Source organism: Microbacterium testaceum (genome assembly GCF_006539145.1).
Taxonomy (GTDB): domain Bacteria; phylum Actinomycetota; class Actinomycetes; order Actinomycetales; family Microbacteriaceae; genus Microbacterium; species Microbacterium testaceum.
The window spans coordinates 34,361-50,197 of record NZ_BJML01000007.1 but is presented as its reverse complement, the minus strand read 5'-3'; the positions used below and the strand labels follow the sequence as shown (position 1 = coordinate 50,197).

The window sequence follows — 15,837 nt, the reverse complement described above, 5'->3', positions numbered from 1 at the left end:
CATGACTGCTGCGACCTTCGTGAGGTCGTGGCCCTCCGTATCCGCGTGGGGGGCCGGTCTCATCACCGCCGCCCTCGGCGCGGGTGCCGTCATCCGTCCCGATTCCGGGGCCGTCGCAAGCGGCCTCGGAATCGGGATGGTGATTCTCGGCCTCGCCTCCCTCACCTGGGGAGCGGCCACCCTGTCGGCGGGGCGACTCGTGGTCCCGCGCACCGCTCTGGCGGGCGCCCTCGCCGCTCTCGCGCTCACGACGGCCCTGATGTTCGCCGCACCGGCGCACACGAGCATCCTCGGCGTCGCTGCGGCATCCGCTCTGCTCGTCGTCGTGGGAGCCACCGCTGCCGTCCACCTTCGTCGCGCGAGCCGCGGCCCGGGTGCGACGCGCACCGCTCAGCCGATGAGCGTCATCGGACTCCTCGTCGCCGCCGCCGTCATCGCCGTGGTCGTCACCCCCGCTCTCGGGGCGACGCAGAACGCCGTGCTGCTGCGCGACGACGGCACCGTCCCCGTCATCTCCCACGAGGGACACTGAGCACTTTCCCGGGGCCCACCCGCTCAGACGGTGGCACGCTGGAAGAGTGACGATCGACCCCTCTTCTTCCGTTCCCGGATGGATCTCGTCGCTGCGCGGCAAGATCCTCGTCGCCCTGGCGGGGGATCCCACCGGCATGGCGCCGTACGTCCGCGCCATCGCCGACGGAGACGACACCGGCTACTTCGTCGAGAACGGCCCCGCGTGGACCGTGCACGCCGGAATGGGCACGCTGGTGGCCGGCATCCGGGCTCTGCTCCTGCAAGCCCTGCACCCGGGCGCTCTCGCCGGCGTGCACGACTGGTCGCGCTATCGCGAGGATCCGATCGGCCGGCTCACCGGTACCGTCCGGTGGGTCATCACGCTCACGTACGGCTCGCGGACGCAGGCGGATGCCGAGACCGCGCGGGTCGCGAGATTCCACCGCCGGGTGAAGGGCGAGTACGTCGGCGGCGACGGGAGCGAGCGCGCGTACACCGCCGACGCGACCGACCTCGTGCGCTGGGTGCACCTCGCCTTCACCGATGCGTTCCTCGCCGGGCACGAGGTGTCGCGCACGGCCATCCCCGGGGGGCCCGACGCCTACGTCGCCGACTGGGCGACCGCGGGCCGGCTCATGCGGGTCGTCGACCCTCCCCTCACGCGTGACGCCCTGCGGGCCGAGATCGACGGCTTCGCCGACCGCGGCGAGCTGCGCGGCGACGAGCGCGTCGCCGACGTCGTGCGATTCCTGCGCAAGCCGCCGTTCCCCGGCGTGATGGGCCTGTCGTATCGCGTGCTCTTCGCCGCCGCGGTCGCGACCATCCCCCGTCGCTACCGGAAGATGCTCGGGGTGCGGCGGTGGCCGCTTCCTGTGCTGACGCTCACGCGGCTGATCCTGCGCGTCACCGAGCGCGCCCTGGGCTCCGGTCCGCGCGCCCAGGACATGGCGCGGCTACGACTGGCCCGGCTGGAGCGTGAGGGACGGGAGGCCGCGTGAACGACGACGCCCGCCAGGCGGCCGAGCGATATCGGCTCGACCGACAGCTCCGCGACGCCGGCCTCGAACCCGAACCCGCCGAACCCGAGGGGCCCGCGCGGGGCTCGACCGCCGAGGAGCGCGCCGCCTTCGTCGAGACCTCGATCCAGCAGGCGATCCGCCGCGGCGAGTTCGACAACCTCCCCGGCGCGGGCAAGCCCCTGCCCGACCTCGGCGGCTCCCACGATCCCGACTGGTGGATCCGCCGCAAGATCGAGACCGAGCAGCTGACCGGTCTCGGTCCTCCCGCGCTGACCCTGCGCGTCGAGCACAGAGAGATGGCCGAACGGCTGGATGCCATCGCCCGCGAATCCGAGGTGCGCGAGGCGGTCGAGGACTTCAACCGCCGTGTGATCGAGGCACGGCGGCAGCTTCAGGGCGGCCCTCCGGTGGTGACGCCGACGGTGGACGTGGATGCCGAGGTGGAGGCGTGGATCGAAAGGCGTCGGGCGCGTGCGGATGCCGCCGCGGTGGCCGCGCCGACGCGGCGGCGGCGGTGGTTCCGGCGCGCCTGACCGGTGTCCGCTCGGCCGCGGCGGGCATGGAGATCCCCCGATCGGAGCGAGTTCACGCGTTCCGGCGCTCGTATCGCGACATCTCGAGAGGACCGTGCGATCTCGCGGGGCGCAGAGCCGGGGAGGACGAGCGCGGGACCCGTCCGCCGTCAGAGCGCCGCCAGCGCCTCCGCGCGCTCGACCAGCGCTCGCGCGCGAGCCAGCGTCGGCGCGTACGAGCCGTCGACCGGGCCGTCGGGCGTCGTCGACAGCAGGGACCGAGCCGCCTCCACCTCTGCGGGCGCGGGCGTGAACCCGGCATGGGCGCCGGAGACGGCGGCATCCCGCAGCGCGAGCGTTCCGGTGAAGCCCATCGCGACGGCGTGCAGGGCGGCATCCCGAGCCTGATCGACCGGACCGCACGGGCCGTCGATCGGCCCGGCGATCCCTGCCGCAGCGGAAGCGACGACGAGCTGTGCGCGAGGCCACGACAGTGCGATGCGATCGGCGGCCATCCCGGTGTCGCGGCGGAAATCGCCGGTACCGAAAGCGAGGCGACGGGTCGCGGGGTGGGCGGCGATGGCAGGGGCGGCCAAAAGCGCCGCGGCCGACTCGACCATGGCGACGATCGGGACGCCGGAGGGGAGGGATGCCGCGACGTGAGCCACGTCGTCGGCACTCGCGCACATCGCCAGGACGACGCCGGCGAGGCGGTCGTCGAGGTCGCGACCGAGTGCGAGATCGGCTTCTCCGTCGCTCGTTCCGGCAGCGCTGATGCGCAACCACACGGGTGCCTCAGCGGCCGCCCGGCGAGCGCGGTCACGTCCCTCGGCCTTGCGTCCGGAGGGCAAGCCGTCTTCGAGATCGAGGACGAGGACATCGGCCGCGGTCTCGAGTCCGCCCGCGAGGGGCGAGCGGAGCATCCACGTGCGCGCGAGGTCGACGCGCGCCGGGGCGGGGACGGCCGAAGCCGCCCCCGCCGAGGTGTTGTGCGTGAGGGTCACAAGCGGCCCCGTGCGGCGGCCTCGGCCTCCGCCTGCGCGCGGAAGGCGTCGAGCGACTGCGTGTCGACGGTCGCGGCGGGGCCGGTACCCGCCTGTGCCGACGCCTGTTCCTTGGCATCCGCTGCGGGCGTCGCCGAGTGGTCGTGGCCGGTCAGCAGCGTCTCGTCGAAGGGGATGTTGCCGGCGAGGACGTCGCGGACACGCTGACCGTCGTACTCCTTCGTCCAGACACCGATGAGCATCGTGGCCACGGCGTTGCCGGTGAAGTTGGTCACGGCGCGGGCCTCGGACATGAAGCGGTCGATACCGACGATGACGCCGACGCCGTCGACCAGGTCGGGGCGATAGGCCGACAGACCACCGGCGAGGGTGGCGAGACCGGCACCGGTGACACCTGCGGCGCCCTTGGAGGCGATGATCATGAAGATCATCAGACCGATCTGCTCACCGATCGACATGGGCGAGCCCATCGCGGTGGCGATGAACAGCGAGGCCATCGTGAGGTAGATCGCCGTGCCGTCGAGGTTGAACGAGTACCCGGTGGGGACCGTGATGCCCACCACGGGCTTCGAGACACCGAGGTGCTCCATCTTGGCGATGAGACGGGGAAGAGCGGCTTCGGAGGACGAGGTGCCGACGATGAGCAGGTACTCGCGGCCCAGGTACTTCATCAGCGTGAAGATGTTGACGCGGGTCACGACGTACAGCAGCGTGCCGAGCACCACGGCGATGAAGAGGAAGCACGTGATGTAGAAGGCGCCCATCAGGATGCCGAGGCTGATCACGGCCTGGAACCCGGTCTTGCCGACGACCGCGGCGATCGCGCCGAAGGCGCCGATGGGCGCGAGCCACAGGATCATGCCGAGGATGCGGAAGACGAGCACCTGGAAGTTGCGGATGCCCTCGACCATGCGCGCGCCGCGCTCGCCCATGCCCTGCAGGGCGAAGCCGACGAGCAGGGCGATGAACAGCACCTGCAGGATGCTGCCGCCGGTGAAGGCCGAGAAGAAGGTGGTCGGGATGATCCCGAGGATGAACTCCTGGGTGGAGGTCGCCTCGGCCGCGGGGGCGTCGTACTGGGCGCCCGCGATGTTCAGCCCCTCACCCGGGTGGATGATGTTGCCGACGACCAGGCCGATGATCAGGGCGAACGACGACATGACGAGGAAGTAGACCATCGCCAGGCCGCCGATCTTGCCGACCGTGGAGGCCTTCGCGATCGAGCCGATGCCCACGACGATCGTGCAGAAGATCACCGGGGCGATCATCATCTTGATGAGGCTGACGAAGCCCTTGCCGATGGGCTCGAGAGCGGTGGCGAACTGCGGCGCGACGAGGCCCACGATGACACCGGCCACCACCGCGACGATGACGGAGATGTAGAGCCAGTGATTGCGGTCGATCTTCTTACGCGGCCGGCCGTCGCGTGTGGTGCGGAGTGAGAGTGCCATGAGCGACTTCCCCTTTTCTAACGCCTTCGTTGAGTCCGGCGGGGGCGCCGGTTGATGTGACGACTGTGGTCGACGCGGGACCTGCGGGCGATTTGTGGTCGTATTGTTCACGGCAGGCGCGACGAAGGGCGGGGTGATGAGACTGAGCGTGGGTGGCCGGCTGGCGTTGGTATCCCTGGGCGTCGTCGTGCTCGTCGCGGGCGTCCTGGCGGCGCTGCTGTCGGTGCAGTTGAGCGACTCCGGCAGGCGCGAGGCCGAGAAGGTCACCCGCTCCGTGGCCGAGACGCTCGCGCACGAACCCGACGTCGCCGCTCTCATCTCGCTGCGCGACTCGGACGCCCTGCAGCCGATGGTCGAACAGATCCTCCCCGACGCCGACCTGTCGTTCGTCACGATCATGACGCCCGACGGCATCCGCCTCACGCACCGCAACCGCTCCGAGATCGGCGACCAGTACCTCGGGTCTCGCGCCGAGGCGCTGGCCGGACAGACCTTCACCGAGGTTTACGACGGCACCCTGGGCCCCTCGGTGCGCACGATCGCGCCGATCCGCGACGGAGGCGACGAGAGCGGCGACATCGTGGGTCTCGTCGCCGTGGGGGTCACGCTCGGCGCGGTCCAGCAGGATCTCGCCGCTCGCGCACCGCTGATCGTCCTGGCATCCGCCGCCATCGTCGGCCTGGGCGTGCTGGGCGCTGTCTACGTCCGACGGAGTGCGCGACGCGTGACCGGCTCGTACACGCCCGCCGAGCTGTCGCGCCTCGTCGAGAGCTACGAGACGGTGCTGCACTCGCTGCGCGAGGGTCTCGTCGTGACCGACCGCTCGGGGCAGATCGTGCTCTACAACGACGAGGCCGCCGACCTGCTGGGACTGCCCCCGGCCACCTCGGGGCAGGTATCGCTCGACCCTCGCGACATCGACATGGATGCCGGCCTCGCCGAGGCGATCGCAAGCGGTCGGCGCATGGTCGAGGAGACCGTGGTCAACGGGGAGCGGGTCCTGCTGGTCAATCAGGAGGAAGCGCGCGATCTGGCGGGACGACGCGCCCCCGAACGCGGTCGCGTCATGACCCTGCGCGACCGGTCGGAGCTGCAGGCACTGCTCGGCGAACTCGAGGGCGTCCGCACCCTGAGCGACACCCTGCGCTCGCAGACCCACGAGCACGGCAACCGCCTGCACGCGCTGCTGGCCCTGCTCGAGCTCGGGCGCATCGACGAGGCCCGCCGCCTGATCGTGGCCTCGACCGGTGACCGCCAGGAACTGGCCGACCGCCTGGTCTCGGACGACGACGACGCCGTCGTCGTGGCTCTGCTGCTCGGCAAGCTCGACGAGGCGGCCGAGCGCGGCGTGCGTCTCGACCTCGACGTCGCCGAGCCCACCCCCGCTCTCCCCCTCGCCGCGGCCGAGGCGGTGACGGTTGTCGGAAACCTCGTCGACAACGCCCTGGATGCCGCCGCGACCGGGGCGGAACCCCGCTGGGTGCGCGCGGTGCTCCGCGAGGGCGGTGGCGATGTGGTGGTCGAGGTGTCCGACAGCGGCACCGGCTTCGACCCCGCGCTCGCCGACCCCTTCGCCTTCGGCGCCTCGACCAAGCCCGCGCACTCCCCCGGCGGTCGGGGCGTCGGTCTCGCCCTCGTGCGCGATATCGTCGCGGCGCACGGCGGAACCTTGCAGATCGCCCAAGACCCCACGACCGTGCGCGTCTTCCTCCCCGCCGCGATCTCGGAGGTGGTTCCGTGATCCGCGTGCTGGTCGTCGACGACGACGCCCTCGCCCTCGAGCTGCACCGCGCCTACGTCGAGCGCGTGCCGGGGTTCGAGGTCGCCGGCCTCGCCTCCGGTGCCCGCGCGGCGGTCACGGCCCTGGCCGACCCGGATCGCGAGATCGACCTCGTCCTGCTCGACATGACCATGCCCGACGGGTCCGGACTCGACGTGGCGCGGCGCCTGCGTGCGACGGGATCGCGCGTGGACATCATCGCCGTGACCGCGGTGCGCGATGCCGCGACGGTACGAGCGGCCGTGTCGATCGGGGTCGTGCAGTATCTGATCAAGCCGTTCGCGTTCGCGGCGTTCCGCGAGCGTCTCGAGGCCTACCGCTCCTATGTGGAGGGGCTGGACCGCGCTGCGGGCGAGGCCACCCAGTCCGAGGTCGACGCTCTGCTCGGGTCGCTGCGCGCGGTGACGGCGCCCGCCCTTCCGAAGGGTCTCAGCGATGAGACGCTGCAGGCCGTCGCCGAGCACGTGCGCACCGCCGCAGGAGCCGTGTCGTCGACCGAGGTCGGCGAGAGCGAGGGGATGTCGCGCGTGACCGCCCGCCGCTATCTCGAGCACCTCGCCGACGTGGGCCGCGTGCGCCGCGTCCCCCGCTACGGCGGCCCGGGCCGCCCCGAGATCACCTACGCCTGGGTGCGCGCGTAGAGCCCGGCCGCCGAGGCTGCGTGCTGCTCACCGCTCACCCCGGGCGTCGTACTGCCCTTTGAGTGTCCAAAACACCCGGACGTTTCCGAAAAGCGTCCGGGTGTTTTGGACGCTCACGCGAGGGGCGAGCCCGCGGCAGCGACGTGGCCGCGGCTACAGGGAGAACGCGGCGCGGACGCCCTCGTTCACCACGACACCGGCGCGCACGTTCAGGCCCTTGGCCAGGGCGGGATCGGCGGATGCCGCGGCCTCCCATCCCTGGTCGGCGATGCGCGTGATGTAGGGCAGGGTGGCGTTCGAGAGGGCTCGGGTCGAGGTGTGCGGCACCGCGCCGGGCATGTTCGCGACGCAGTAGTACAGCGACTCGTGCACGCGGAACGTGGGGTCGTCGTGGGTCGTGGGACGCGAGCCCTCGAAGCAGCCGCCCTGGTCGATCGCGATGTCGACGAGCACCGAGCCGGGCTTCATCGCCGCGACCATGTCATCGGTGACGAGCTTGGGGGCAGCGGCCCCCGGAATGAGCACCGATCCGATGACGAGGTCGGCGTCGGCGAGCTGCTCGGCGATCTCGAGGCGGGTCGAGGCGCGCGTCTCGATCGCGCCGCCGAAGCGCTCCTCGAGCTGGCGGAGCTTGGGCAGGGAGATGTCGACGACCGTCACACGGGCCCCGAGACCCAGGGCGTTGGCCGCGGCGTGCTCTCCCGCGACGCCGCCGCCGATGACGACGACCTTCGCACGAGGGGTACCGGGAACGCCACCGGGGAGAAGCCCGCGTCCGCCCGAGGCGCGCAACAGGTGGTGGGCGCCCTCGATGATCGACAGGCGTCCGGCGACCTCGCTCATCGGCGCCAGCAACGGCAGGGCGCGATCGGCGGTCTGCACGGTCTCGTAGGCGACGGCCGTGGTTCCCGCGGCCACGAGCGCGTCGGTCAGGGGCCGATCGGCGGCGAGGTGGAGGTAGGTGAAGAGAGTGAGGTCTTCGCGCAGGAAGCCGTATTCGGGCGAGATCGGCTCCTTGACCTTGACCAGGAGCTCGGCGCGCGCCCAGGTCTCTTCTGCGGTGGCGATGATCTCGGCACCGGCTGCGCGGTACTGCTCGTCGGAGAAGCCGCTGCCCTCGCCCGCGCCCGCCTGCACGAGCACGTCGTGGCCGCGGTGGACGAGCGCATCGACCCCCGCGGGCGTCATCGCGACGCGGTTCTCGTTGTTCTTGATCTCGGACGGCACAGAGACGCGCATGGGGTTCTCCTCGAGCGGATGAGCGATGCGGAGAGAATCGCAGGAAAAGGTGTTTCCGTGGTGTTTCCCCGTAGATACTTCGGCTATCCCGTCAGGAGAGCAGATATCGTCGTATAACGGGGGCCCAACCGGCCCTCGGATGCGAAGGATCTGCGATGACCGAAGACGACCTCCACCCGCTCGACGCACGGATCATCGAGCTGCTGTCCGCCGACGCCCGGATGACGAACGCCGCCCTCGCCGACGCGCTCGGGGTCGCGGCATCCACTGCCCATGCCCGCCTGCGAGGCCTCACCGATCGTGGTCTCATTTCGGGTTTCCACGCCGCCGTCGACCAGAGTCGTCTCGGCCGGGGCCTGCAGGCGATCGTCGGCGTGACTCTGCGACCGGGGCAGCGCCACGAGAGCATCCGCGCGTTCGCGCACGAGATCCGCCGCCACCCGGACGTGATCCAGTTGTTCTTCCTGGGCGGGGCCGACGACTTCCTCGTACACATCGCGGTCGACGATTCTTCGGCGGTACGGCGCTTCGTCGTCGACCATCTGTCCGCCCGGCACAGCGTGGCCTCCACCCGCACGAGCATCATCTTCGAGTACCACCGCAACGCGCTGGCGGCCGATTTCGACTGAACCCCGCCCGCGTCGATAGCTTCTCGCGCAACCGGCGTCAAGACGGACGGTGCACCCCACCACGCCGCCATGATGAGACCCCGGAGGGGGTTCCATGGTGCTGTCGATCGGTGTGGCCGTGATGTGCGTCGGGCTGGCGATCGGCGTGGTGTGGGTGATCCTCCCGCGCATCGGCTCCACGGGTCCTCTGGGGGTGTTCCTGCGCGTCGGGGCCCTCTCGGGAGCGGTCTCGGTTGGCGCGGGTGTGCTGGACATCATGGCCTCGAGCGGCGCCGGAGACCTCAGTCGCGTGGCGGCCGACGCCGCGATGGTCCTCGCCCCCGCGTTGCTGTGCGCCGCTCTCGTCGTCGCGCCCGGTCGCCCCCTCGCTCGATCCCTGCCGATAGCGGCGACGGTCGCGGCCGGCGCCGCCCTGAGCTTCGCCCTCGTCCCCGCCGCGGCTCCGACGATCAAGGCGTTCACGCTCACAGCGGCCTGCGGCCTCTGCGCGGTGCTGGCGTTGCGGGCGCCGGCTCTCCCCCGCCGATCCCGCTTCGTGCTCGCCGCCACGATGGGCTCCTACGGTCTGTACTCGGCTGTGCGCGGGGTTCTCTCCGTCACGGGCGACTCCCTGGGCCCCGCGTTCTCTCCCCCCGGCGTCACCGTGGCCGGCATCGCGGCGATGCTGTCGACGGGTGTCTCGATCATGATGGTCGGTCTGCCCTCCGCGAGCGGTGCCACCGGGGGACGCCGGCGCGGGGCGTCGATCTCGATCGGCGACTGGAATCTCGCCACCGCCGCCCTCGGCCGCGAGCGCGTGCGCGTTCTCCTGCTCGATCTGCGTCTGGCCGCGCGCGATCTGGACCCCGCGGCCATCGACGGACCGCGCGGTGTCGAGACCTCGCTGCCGTCGGCGGCAACGGCGCTGCGCGAACGCCTGGCCACCGGCTACGGCTGGCGCCCCGAGGAGGTCGAGTTGATCACCGACGCGACGCCCCGGCGGCGATTGCGCATCACGATCTGAGCGTCGCGATCGCTGGCCGCCGTGCCGGGGTGGCGGCTCAGCCCACCGCGGCCGCGATCGCCGCGACGTCGGCGGGCGTCGAGCGGCAGCAGCCGCCTACCAGGCGCGCACCGGCAGCGACCCACGAGGGAGCATCGTCGGCCAACGCCGCCGCGCCCCCATGCCACGTTCGCGTCGCGGCATCCCACCGCTCACCGGTGTTCGGATAAGCGAGGAGAGGGATGCCGGGAGCTTCGCCGAGCGCCGAGAGCACGGAGCCGGGCGCGCAGCAGTTGACGCCGACGGCGAGCACGCTCGAGACGGATGCCGCGACGCGCAGGGCTTCGGCCCGCGAACCGCCGGGCGCGAAACCCGTGCTGTCGGCGGAGACGCTGACGAAGGCGGGGACACCGAGGCCGTCGAGTTCGAGGGCGAGGGCTTCCACCTCGAGAAGGGAGGGAATCGTCTCGACCGCGAGAACGTCGGCGCCCGACTCGGCCACCACGTGCAGGCGTCGGCGGTGGGCCTCGCGCAGCTCATCGAGGGTCAGTCCGTAGGCACCGGTGTATTCACTGCCGTCGGCGCGCAGGGCTCCCACCGGGCCGACGGATGCCGCGACCACCACGTCGGCGGCCTCACGAGCAACAGACACCGAGCGGCGTAGGAGCGCTTCGACCTCGGCATCCGGGATCGCTCCGCCGTAACCCAGCTGGTAGGAGGCGGTGATCACGACCTCGGCCCCCGCGGCGGCGAACTCGGCATGGGCAGCGCGTACCTCGTCGGGCTCGTCGCGCAGCACTCGTGCCGACCACAGTGCAGAAGTCACGTCGTTGCCGCGCGCTTCGAGGAGAGTGCCCAGGCCACCGTCGAGGACGACGGGGCGCTGCGCGAGAGCGGTGGCGAGGTCGATCACGCCTCGTGCGTCTCGCCCGCAGCCAGCACACGCAGCGCGCTCGCGAGCAGGGCCTGATCCTGACGGCTGACCTCGCGCAGAGCCTCGGCCTCGAGGCGCACGAGTTCGGTCATCGCGGCATCCACGCGCTCGATGCCCTCGGGGGTGATCGCGACGAGGATCGCCCGGCCGTCGGAGGGGTTGGGGCGGCGGTTGACGAGTCCGCGCTCGGCGAGCTTGTCGAGCCGGTTGGTCATGGCGGCGCTGCCGATCATCGTCGCGGTGATCAGGCGCGTGGCGCTGAGCTCGGTGCCGGCGCGGCGGAGGACGGCGAGCACGTCGAACTCCCAGACGGCGATCTCGGCGCTGGCGAAGGCCTTGGCCCGGAGCTTCGACAGATGAAACGCTGCGCGGCGCAGGCGCGACATCACGTCGAGGGGCGTCAGATCGACGTCGGGAAGCAACTGCGACCACGCGTCGATGAGGAGGTCGACCTCGTCGTCTTTACTGCTGGCAGTGGGCACCCTCCGACGGTACCCGAGCCGCGGGGTGGTGCGGTGCGCGACGGGCGGGGTGGGCGTTTTCACATACTCCCGGGGTGGAGCGCGTCGAGTGTCCAGAACACCCGGACGTTTTCTCGGGGCGTCCGGGTTTCTTGGACACTCACCGGGCCGATCGGGGCGATGACCGCGGTCGAGACACCCGATCACGTCTCGCGGCGCGGCTCACCGGCGGCGCGGCTCACCGGCGGCGCGGCTCACCGGCGGCGCGGCTCAGCGCGAGCGCAGCTCAGCGCGAGCGCAGCTCAGCGCGAGCGCGGCGGCGCGGTCGTCCCCCGCGCCACGAGGCGCGTGGCGAGTTCGATGTGCGTCTCGGGCAGGGTCTCCCCCGCGAGGAGCGCCAGCACCATCCGCACGGCCTCGGCGCCGAGACGCTTCATCGGCTGGCGGACCGTGGTCAGGGCGGGCTGCGCGCGAGCGGCCTCGGGGACGTCGTCGAAACCGACCACCGACAGGTCGTCGGGCACGCGCAGCCCACGCGCGACGGCGACCTCGATGATCGACAGCGCCGAGAGGTCGTTCGCGGCGAACACCGCCGTGGGCGGGTCGTCGAGCGAGAGCATGGCCTCGGCGGCTTCGCGCGCGACGTCCTGTTCGTAGCGTCCGACCCCGACCAGCGCCGGGTCGAACGGCAGGCCCGCGGCCGCGAGCCCGGCACGGTACCCGGAGGCCCGCGCGACCGCCGAGCGCAGATCGGGCCGCCCCGCGATGAAGCCGATGCGCCGGTGACCGAGCTGCGCGAGGTGATGCACGGCCTGCTGCGCGCCGGTGTAGCTGTCGGACTCGACGGTGGGCAGGTCTCCCCGACCCGTGTGTGGGTCGATCGCGACGATCGGCACCTCCCCCGAGACGGTGACGACGGTCGGCGTGACGATGATGGCGGCGTCGATCAGCGTGCCGCTCAGGCGGCTCAGCGAGCGGCGCTCCCATCCCTCTCCGTCGCGGCGCGCACCGGTGTAGGCGAGCAGGTCGTACCCGGTGCCGGAGAGGGCTCCGCCGACGCCCTTGAGGATCTCGGCGGAGAAGGGCTCGATGTCGGCCACGAGCACGCCGATCACGCCGGTGCGGCGAGAGCGCATGCTGCTCGCGACGAGGCTCGACTCGTATCCGAGGGTCTTCACGGCGTCCAGCACCCGCACGACGGTCTCGGCCGACACCCCGTAGCGACCGTTCACCGCTTTCGACACCGTGGCCACCGAGACTCCGGCCGCCGCGGCGACGTCGTGGATGGTCGCGCGCCTCGTCATGGCATCCGACCCTAGCGTGGAAAACATTTTCGAAAACGTTTGACGACTCCGCGACCGCCGGGCGACACTGCTCACACCTCGGCGGGCAGCAGACCCCGAGAAGCGCACGAACGGCGAAGCAGCCGAACACCGACGCGTCCCACGGCGCACCTCGACGAAGAGAAACGGGAATCACATGAACACGCGCAAGATCCTCGCCGGAGCGGCCCTCGCCGTCGCCGGAACACTCGCGCTCGGCGGCTGCGCCGCGGGCGGCGGCGGGCAGAACGCCGACGGTTCGGTCACTCTGACGCTGTGGCACAACTCCACGACCGGCGACGGCAAGAAGTACTGGGAAGACACGGCCGCAGCGTTCGAGGCGGCCAACCCCGGCGTCACGATCGAGATCCAGGCCGTGCAGAACGAAGAGATGGACGGCAAGCTCCAGACCGCCCTCAACTCCGGCGACGCCCCCGACCTGTTCATGGCCCGCGGAGGCGGCAAGCTCGCCGACATCGTCGCGGCCGGCCAGGCGATGGATCTCACCGACAAGATCTCAACGGATGCCAAGACCGCCCTCGGCACCTCGCTCGGCGCCTTCGAGGTCGACGGGAAGAACTACGGCATGCCCGTCGCCGTTCTGCCCTCGGGAATCTTCACCTCGCAGGACCTCCTCACCGCGGCCGGGGTCACCGCCGCCCCCGCCACGATCGACGACCTCAAGGCCGCCGACGCGAAGATCCGCGCCACGGGCGTCGCCCCGATCGCCGTCGGCGCGAAGGACGCCTGGCCCGCGGCTCACTGGTACTACAACTTCGCGCTCCGCGCCTGCTCGAAGGACGTCCTGGACAGCGCGGCACAGAGTCGCAGCTTCGACGACCCGTGCTGGCTCCAAGCGGGCGAGAACCTCGAGTCGTTCCTGAAGACCCAGCCCTTCAATGACGGCTTCCTCACCACGGCCGCCCAGCAGGGCGCCGGTTCGTCGGCGGGACTTCTCGCCAACCACCAGGCCGCCATGGAACTCATGGGCGCCTGGAACCCCGGCGTGATCGCCTCGCTCACGCCCGACGAGAAGCCCCTCGCCGACCTCGGTTGGTTCCCCTTCCCCGAGGTTCCCGGGGGCAAGGGCGAAGAGGGCGCGATCATGGGTGGCGTCGACGGCTACTCCTGCTGGGTCAACGCCCCGGCGCAGTGCACCGACTTCCTGAACTTCCTCGTCAACAAGGAGAACCAGGAGAAGTACGCCGCGGCCTTCCAGACCATCCCCGCCTCGAGCGAGGCGACGGATGCCGTCACCACCCCCGCCCTGCAGTCGGCGCTGAAGGCGTACACCGACGCCCCCTACGTCTCGGTCTGGCTCGACACGCTGTACGGGCAGAACGTCGGCAACGCGTTGAACGTCGCCGTGGTCGACCTGTTCGCCGGCAAGGGCAGCCCGCAGGGCATCGTCGACGCCGTCAACGCCGCCGCCTCCCGCTGAGGACACCGACCATGACCACCCAACTCGCCGTTTCGGCGGCCGACGCCGGGTCTCGTCGCCCGGCCGGGGAGGGCGCCACGCGCGCCCCCTCGGCCGGGCGGCCGCCCGCGCGGCGCCGGCTCGAGAACTGGCGCATCCGCGGCGAACTCGCGATCCTCCTGGGCCCCGCCCTGGTGGTGTTCGTGTCGTTCGTCATCCTGCCCGTCGCCCTCGCCGCCTACTACGGCTTCTACAAGTGGTCGGGCTTCGGCGCTCCGGTCGACTTCGTCGGACTGCGCAACTACGTCACCATCCTCACCGACCCGGCCTTCCACGAGGCCCTCGGCCACAATGCGTTCATCGTCGTCGGCTCCCTCGTCCTGCAGGGGCCGCTCGCGCTGGGTCTCGCACTGCTGTTGAACCGCAAGATGCGCGCGCAGTCGCTCATCCGCGTGCTGATCTTCGTGCCCTACGTCATCTCCGAGGTCGTCGTGGGTCTCGGGTGGGGCCTCATGCTGCAGTCGGGGGGCGCGCTCAACGGGGCTCTGGAGAAGATCGGGCTCGGCTCACTTCGCGCGGACTGGATCTCCGACCCGGCACTCGCGATCTGGACGCTGCTCATCATCATCACGTGGAAGTACATCGGCTTCGCCGTGATCCTCTTCCTCGCCGGGCTCCAGGGCATCCCCGAGGAGCTGAGCGAGGCTGCCGCGATCGACGGCGCCTCGTACTGGCAGATCCAGCGCCACATCGTGCTGCCGCTCATGGGTCCGACGATCCGCATCTGGGCGTTCCTGTCGATCATCGGCTCGCTGCAGTTGTTCGACCTCGTCTGGATCATCTGGGGTCAGTACGTCGCCTCGACGGCGGGCACCTCCACCATGGCCACCTACATGGTCGCCAACGGCCGCAACGCCGGCAGCTTCGGCTACGGCAGCGCCGTGGCCGTGGTGATGTTCCTCATCTCGCTCGCCGTCGCCCTCATCTACCAGCGCTTCGTGCTCCGCCGCGACACGGCCGGCGCTCTCACGGGAGGCACCTCATGACCGCCACCGCCACCCTCGTCGCCCCGAAAGCTCCGCGGTCGGTGCGCCGCGCCCCGGCCGGCTCGAAGCGCTCGACCGGCGTCGTCGTCGGCTTCGTCGCCCTGCTGCTCATCGGGCTGATGCTCGCCCCCGTGGTGTTCATCATCCTGGGCGGCTTCCGCTCCAATGCCGAGATCACGGTCGACCCCTCGGGCTTGCCGACCACATGGAACTGGCAGAACTACGCCGACGTGCTGACGAGCGGCGTCTTCTGGGGACAGGTCGGCAACTCCGCGATCGCCGCGATCGCCACGACACTGTTCGTCGTCGCGCTGGGTCTGATGGCCGCCTACGGCCTGTCTCGCTATCGCTTCCGCGGCCGCGGCGCGGTGTTCGCGCTGTTCACCGCGGGGCTCATGTTCCCGATGACCGTGGCCATCACGCCGTTGTACATCCTCGTGCGCAACCTCGGCCTGATGAACTCCCTCGCCGGCGTCATCGTGCCGCAGATCGCGTTCGCGTTGCCGCTGACGATCATCATCCTGTCGCCGTTCCTCTCCGCGATCCCGCGAGAACTGCAGGAGGCGGCATCCATCGACGGACTCGGTCGCCTCGGCTTCTTCTGGCGCATGGTGCTCCCCCTCGCGGTGCCCGCGGTGGTGACGGTCGGCATCCTGGCCTTCGTCAACAGCTGGAACTCCTACATGTTGCCGCTGTTCATCCTGAACAACGAAGCCGCCTACACGCTGCCGCTCGGCACGCAGGCCTTCGCCTCGCAGTACTCCGTCGACACCGCGCGAGTGCTCGCGTTCACCTCGCTGTCGATGATCCCCGCTCTGCTGTTCTTCAGCGTGTTCGAGCGGCGCATCGTCGGCGGCCTCACCGGCGCCGTGAAGGGCTGATCC

General features: G+C 71.0%; 16 protein-coding genes. 10 read left to right on the top strand and 6 right to left on the bottom strand.

Annotated elements, in window-relative coordinates; translation table 11 throughout:
- Position 1 precedes the first annotated feature (1 nt).
- Genes MTE01_RS11065 through MTE01_RS11055 form a run of 3 tightly spaced genes read left to right on the top strand, consistent with a single transcriptional unit; the run spans position 2 to position 2,065 of the window.
- Positions 2–532 carry a hypothetical protein gene (locus MTE01_RS11065; protein WP_103205817.1) on the top strand — a complete coding sequence of 177 codons (531 nt, stop codon included), beginning with the start codon at positions 2–4 and terminating at the stop codon, positions 530–532.
- 46 nt (positions 533–578) lie between these two features.
- The gene (locus MTE01_RS11060) at positions 579–1,511 is read left to right on the top strand and encodes an oxygenase MpaB family protein (protein ID WP_246078259.1); all 933 of its coding nucleotides are present in this window, start codon (positions 579–581) and stop codon (positions 1,509–1,511) included.
- Complete coding sequence (locus MTE01_RS11055) at positions 1,508–2,065, top strand: DnaJ family domain-containing protein (RefSeq protein ID WP_141377518.1); 558 nt, start codon at positions 1,508–1,510, stop codon at positions 2,063–2,065. The genes MTE01_RS11060 and MTE01_RS11055 overlap by 4 nt, the downstream gene beginning before the upstream one ends.
- Before the next feature lie 149 nt (positions 2,066–2,214).
- Here MTE01_RS11055 and MTE01_RS11050 read toward each other — a convergent pair whose 3' ends face one another.
- Positions 2,215–3,048 carry an aldolase/citrate lyase family protein gene (locus tag MTE01_RS11050; RefSeq protein ID WP_141377516.1) on the bottom strand — a complete coding sequence of 278 codons (834 nt, stop codon included), beginning with the start codon at positions 3,046–3,048 and terminating at the stop codon, positions 2,215–2,217.
- A complete protein-coding gene (locus tag MTE01_RS11045; protein WP_141377514.1) occupies positions 3,045–4,499 on the bottom strand; it encodes a cation:dicarboxylate symporter family transporter in 1,455 nt (484 codons plus the stop codon). Before MTE01_RS11045 ends, MTE01_RS11050 begins: the two co-directional genes overlap by 4 nt.
- 136 nt (positions 4,500–4,635) lie before the next feature.
- Between MTE01_RS11045 and MTE01_RS11040 the strand changes: the two genes are divergently transcribed.
- Both MTE01_RS11040 and MTE01_RS11035 read left to right on the top strand, forming a co-directional pair.
- Complete coding sequence (locus MTE01_RS11040) at positions 4,636–6,240, top strand: sensor histidine kinase (protein ID WP_141377512.1); 1,605 nt, start codon at positions 4,636–4,638, stop codon at positions 6,238–6,240.
- Positions 6,237–6,920: a response regulator gene (locus MTE01_RS11035; RefSeq protein ID WP_103205812.1), complete on the top strand. Its 684-nt coding sequence runs from the start codon at positions 6,237–6,239 to the stop codon at positions 6,918–6,920. The genes MTE01_RS11040 and MTE01_RS11035 overlap by 4 nt, the downstream gene beginning before the upstream one ends.
- A 153-nt stretch (positions 6,921–7,073) precedes the next feature.
- Here the strand turns inward: MTE01_RS11035 and ald are convergent, their stop codons facing one another.
- The gene (gene ald / locus MTE01_RS11030) at positions 7,074–8,159 is read right to left on the bottom strand and encodes an alanine dehydrogenase (protein ID WP_141377510.1); all 1,086 of its coding nucleotides are present in this window, start codon (positions 8,157–8,159) and stop codon (positions 7,074–7,076) included.
- 155 nt (positions 8,160–8,314) lie between these two features.
- Between ald and MTE01_RS11025 the strand changes: the two genes are divergently transcribed.
- Positions 8,315–8,788: an Lrp/AsnC family transcriptional regulator gene (locus MTE01_RS11025; protein WP_103205810.1), complete on the top strand. Its 474-nt coding sequence runs from the start codon at positions 8,315–8,317 to the stop codon at positions 8,786–8,788.
- A gap of 94 nt (positions 8,789–8,882) precedes the next feature.
- Positions 8,883–9,791 carry a hypothetical protein gene (locus MTE01_RS11020; protein WP_141377508.1) on the top strand — a complete coding sequence of 303 codons (909 nt, stop codon included), beginning with the start codon at positions 8,883–8,885 and terminating at the stop codon, positions 9,789–9,791.
- A gap of 37 nt (positions 9,792–9,828) precedes the next feature.
- Here MTE01_RS11020 and mmuM read toward each other — a convergent pair whose 3' ends face one another.
- From mmuM to MTE01_RS11005, 3 genes are all read right to left on the bottom strand, one after another.
- Entirely contained in the window at positions 9,829–10,683 is an 855-nt protein-coding gene (gene mmuM, locus MTE01_RS11015; protein ID WP_141377506.1) for a homocysteine S-methyltransferase, read from the bottom strand.
- Entirely contained in the window at positions 10,680–11,186 is a 507-nt protein-coding gene (locus MTE01_RS11010; protein ID WP_103205807.1) for a MarR family winged helix-turn-helix transcriptional regulator, read from the bottom strand. Before MTE01_RS11010 ends, mmuM begins: the two co-directional genes overlap by 4 nt.
- A gap of 281 nt (positions 11,187–11,467) precedes the next feature.
- Complete coding sequence (locus tag MTE01_RS11005; RefSeq protein ID WP_103205806.1) at positions 11,468–12,469, bottom strand: LacI family DNA-binding transcriptional regulator; 1,002 nt, start codon at positions 12,467–12,469, stop codon at positions 11,468–11,470.
- Positions 12,470–12,644: 175 nt separating this feature from the next.
- Here MTE01_RS11005 and MTE01_RS11000 point away from each other — a divergent pair, with 175 nt between their 5' ends.
- From MTE01_RS11000 to MTE01_RS10990, 3 genes are read left to right on the top strand one after another with little or no spacing between them, the layout of a single operon-like run.
- Entirely contained in the window at positions 12,645–13,928 is a 1,284-nt protein-coding gene (locus tag MTE01_RS11000; RefSeq protein ID WP_116239323.1) for an extracellular solute-binding protein, read from the top strand.
- An 11-nt stretch (positions 13,929–13,939) separates the two neighbouring features.
- Positions 13,940–14,953: a carbohydrate ABC transporter permease gene (locus MTE01_RS10995; protein ID WP_141377504.1), complete on the top strand. Its 1,014-nt coding sequence runs from the start codon at positions 13,940–13,942 to the stop codon at positions 14,951–14,953.
- The gene (locus MTE01_RS10990) at positions 14,950–15,834 is read left to right on the top strand and encodes a carbohydrate ABC transporter permease (protein ID WP_103205803.1); all 885 of its coding nucleotides are present in this window, start codon (positions 14,950–14,952) and stop codon (positions 15,832–15,834) included. The genes MTE01_RS10995 and MTE01_RS10990 overlap by 4 nt, the downstream gene beginning before the upstream one ends.
- Positions 15,835–15,837: the final 3 nt, after the last annotated feature.

Bases quoted from the DNA above. Each gene is read 5' to 3' on its own strand.
- ald (WP_141377510.1), bottom strand. From the start codon at position 8,159: ATGCGCGTCTCTGTGCCGTCCGAGATCAAGAACAACGAGAACCGCGTC.
- MTE01_RS10990 (WP_103205803.1), top strand. From the start codon at position 14,950: ATGACCGCCACCGCCACCCTCGTCGCCCCGAAAGCTCCGCGGTCGGTG.
- MTE01_RS11000 (WP_116239323.1), top strand. From the start codon at position 12,645: ATGAACACGCGCAAGATCCTCGCCGGAGCGGCCCTCGCCGTCGCCGGA.
- MTE01_RS11065 (WP_103205817.1), top strand. From the start codon at position 2: ATGACTGCTGCGACCTTCGTGAGGTCGTGGCCCTCCGTATCCGCGTGG.
- MTE01_RS11005 (WP_103205806.1), bottom strand. From the start codon at position 12,469: ATGACGAGGCGCGCGACCATCCACGACGTCGCCGCGGCGGCCGGAGTC.
- MTE01_RS11025 (WP_103205810.1), top strand. From the start codon at position 8,315: ATGACCGAAGACGACCTCCACCCGCTCGACGCACGGATCATCGAGCTG.
- MTE01_RS11045 (WP_141377514.1), bottom strand. From the start codon at position 4,499: ATGGCACTCTCACTCCGCACCACACGCGACGGCCGGCCGCGTAAGAAG.
- MTE01_RS10995 (WP_141377504.1), top strand. From the start codon at position 13,940: ATGACCACCCAACTCGCCGTTTCGGCGGCCGACGCCGGGTCTCGTCGC.
- MTE01_RS11020 (WP_141377508.1), top strand. From the start codon at position 8,883: ATGGTGCTGTCGATCGGTGTGGCCGTGATGTGCGTCGGGCTGGCGATC.
- MTE01_RS11040 (WP_141377512.1), top strand. From the start codon at position 4,636: ATGAGACTGAGCGTGGGTGGCCGGCTGGCGTTGGTATCCCTGGGCGTC.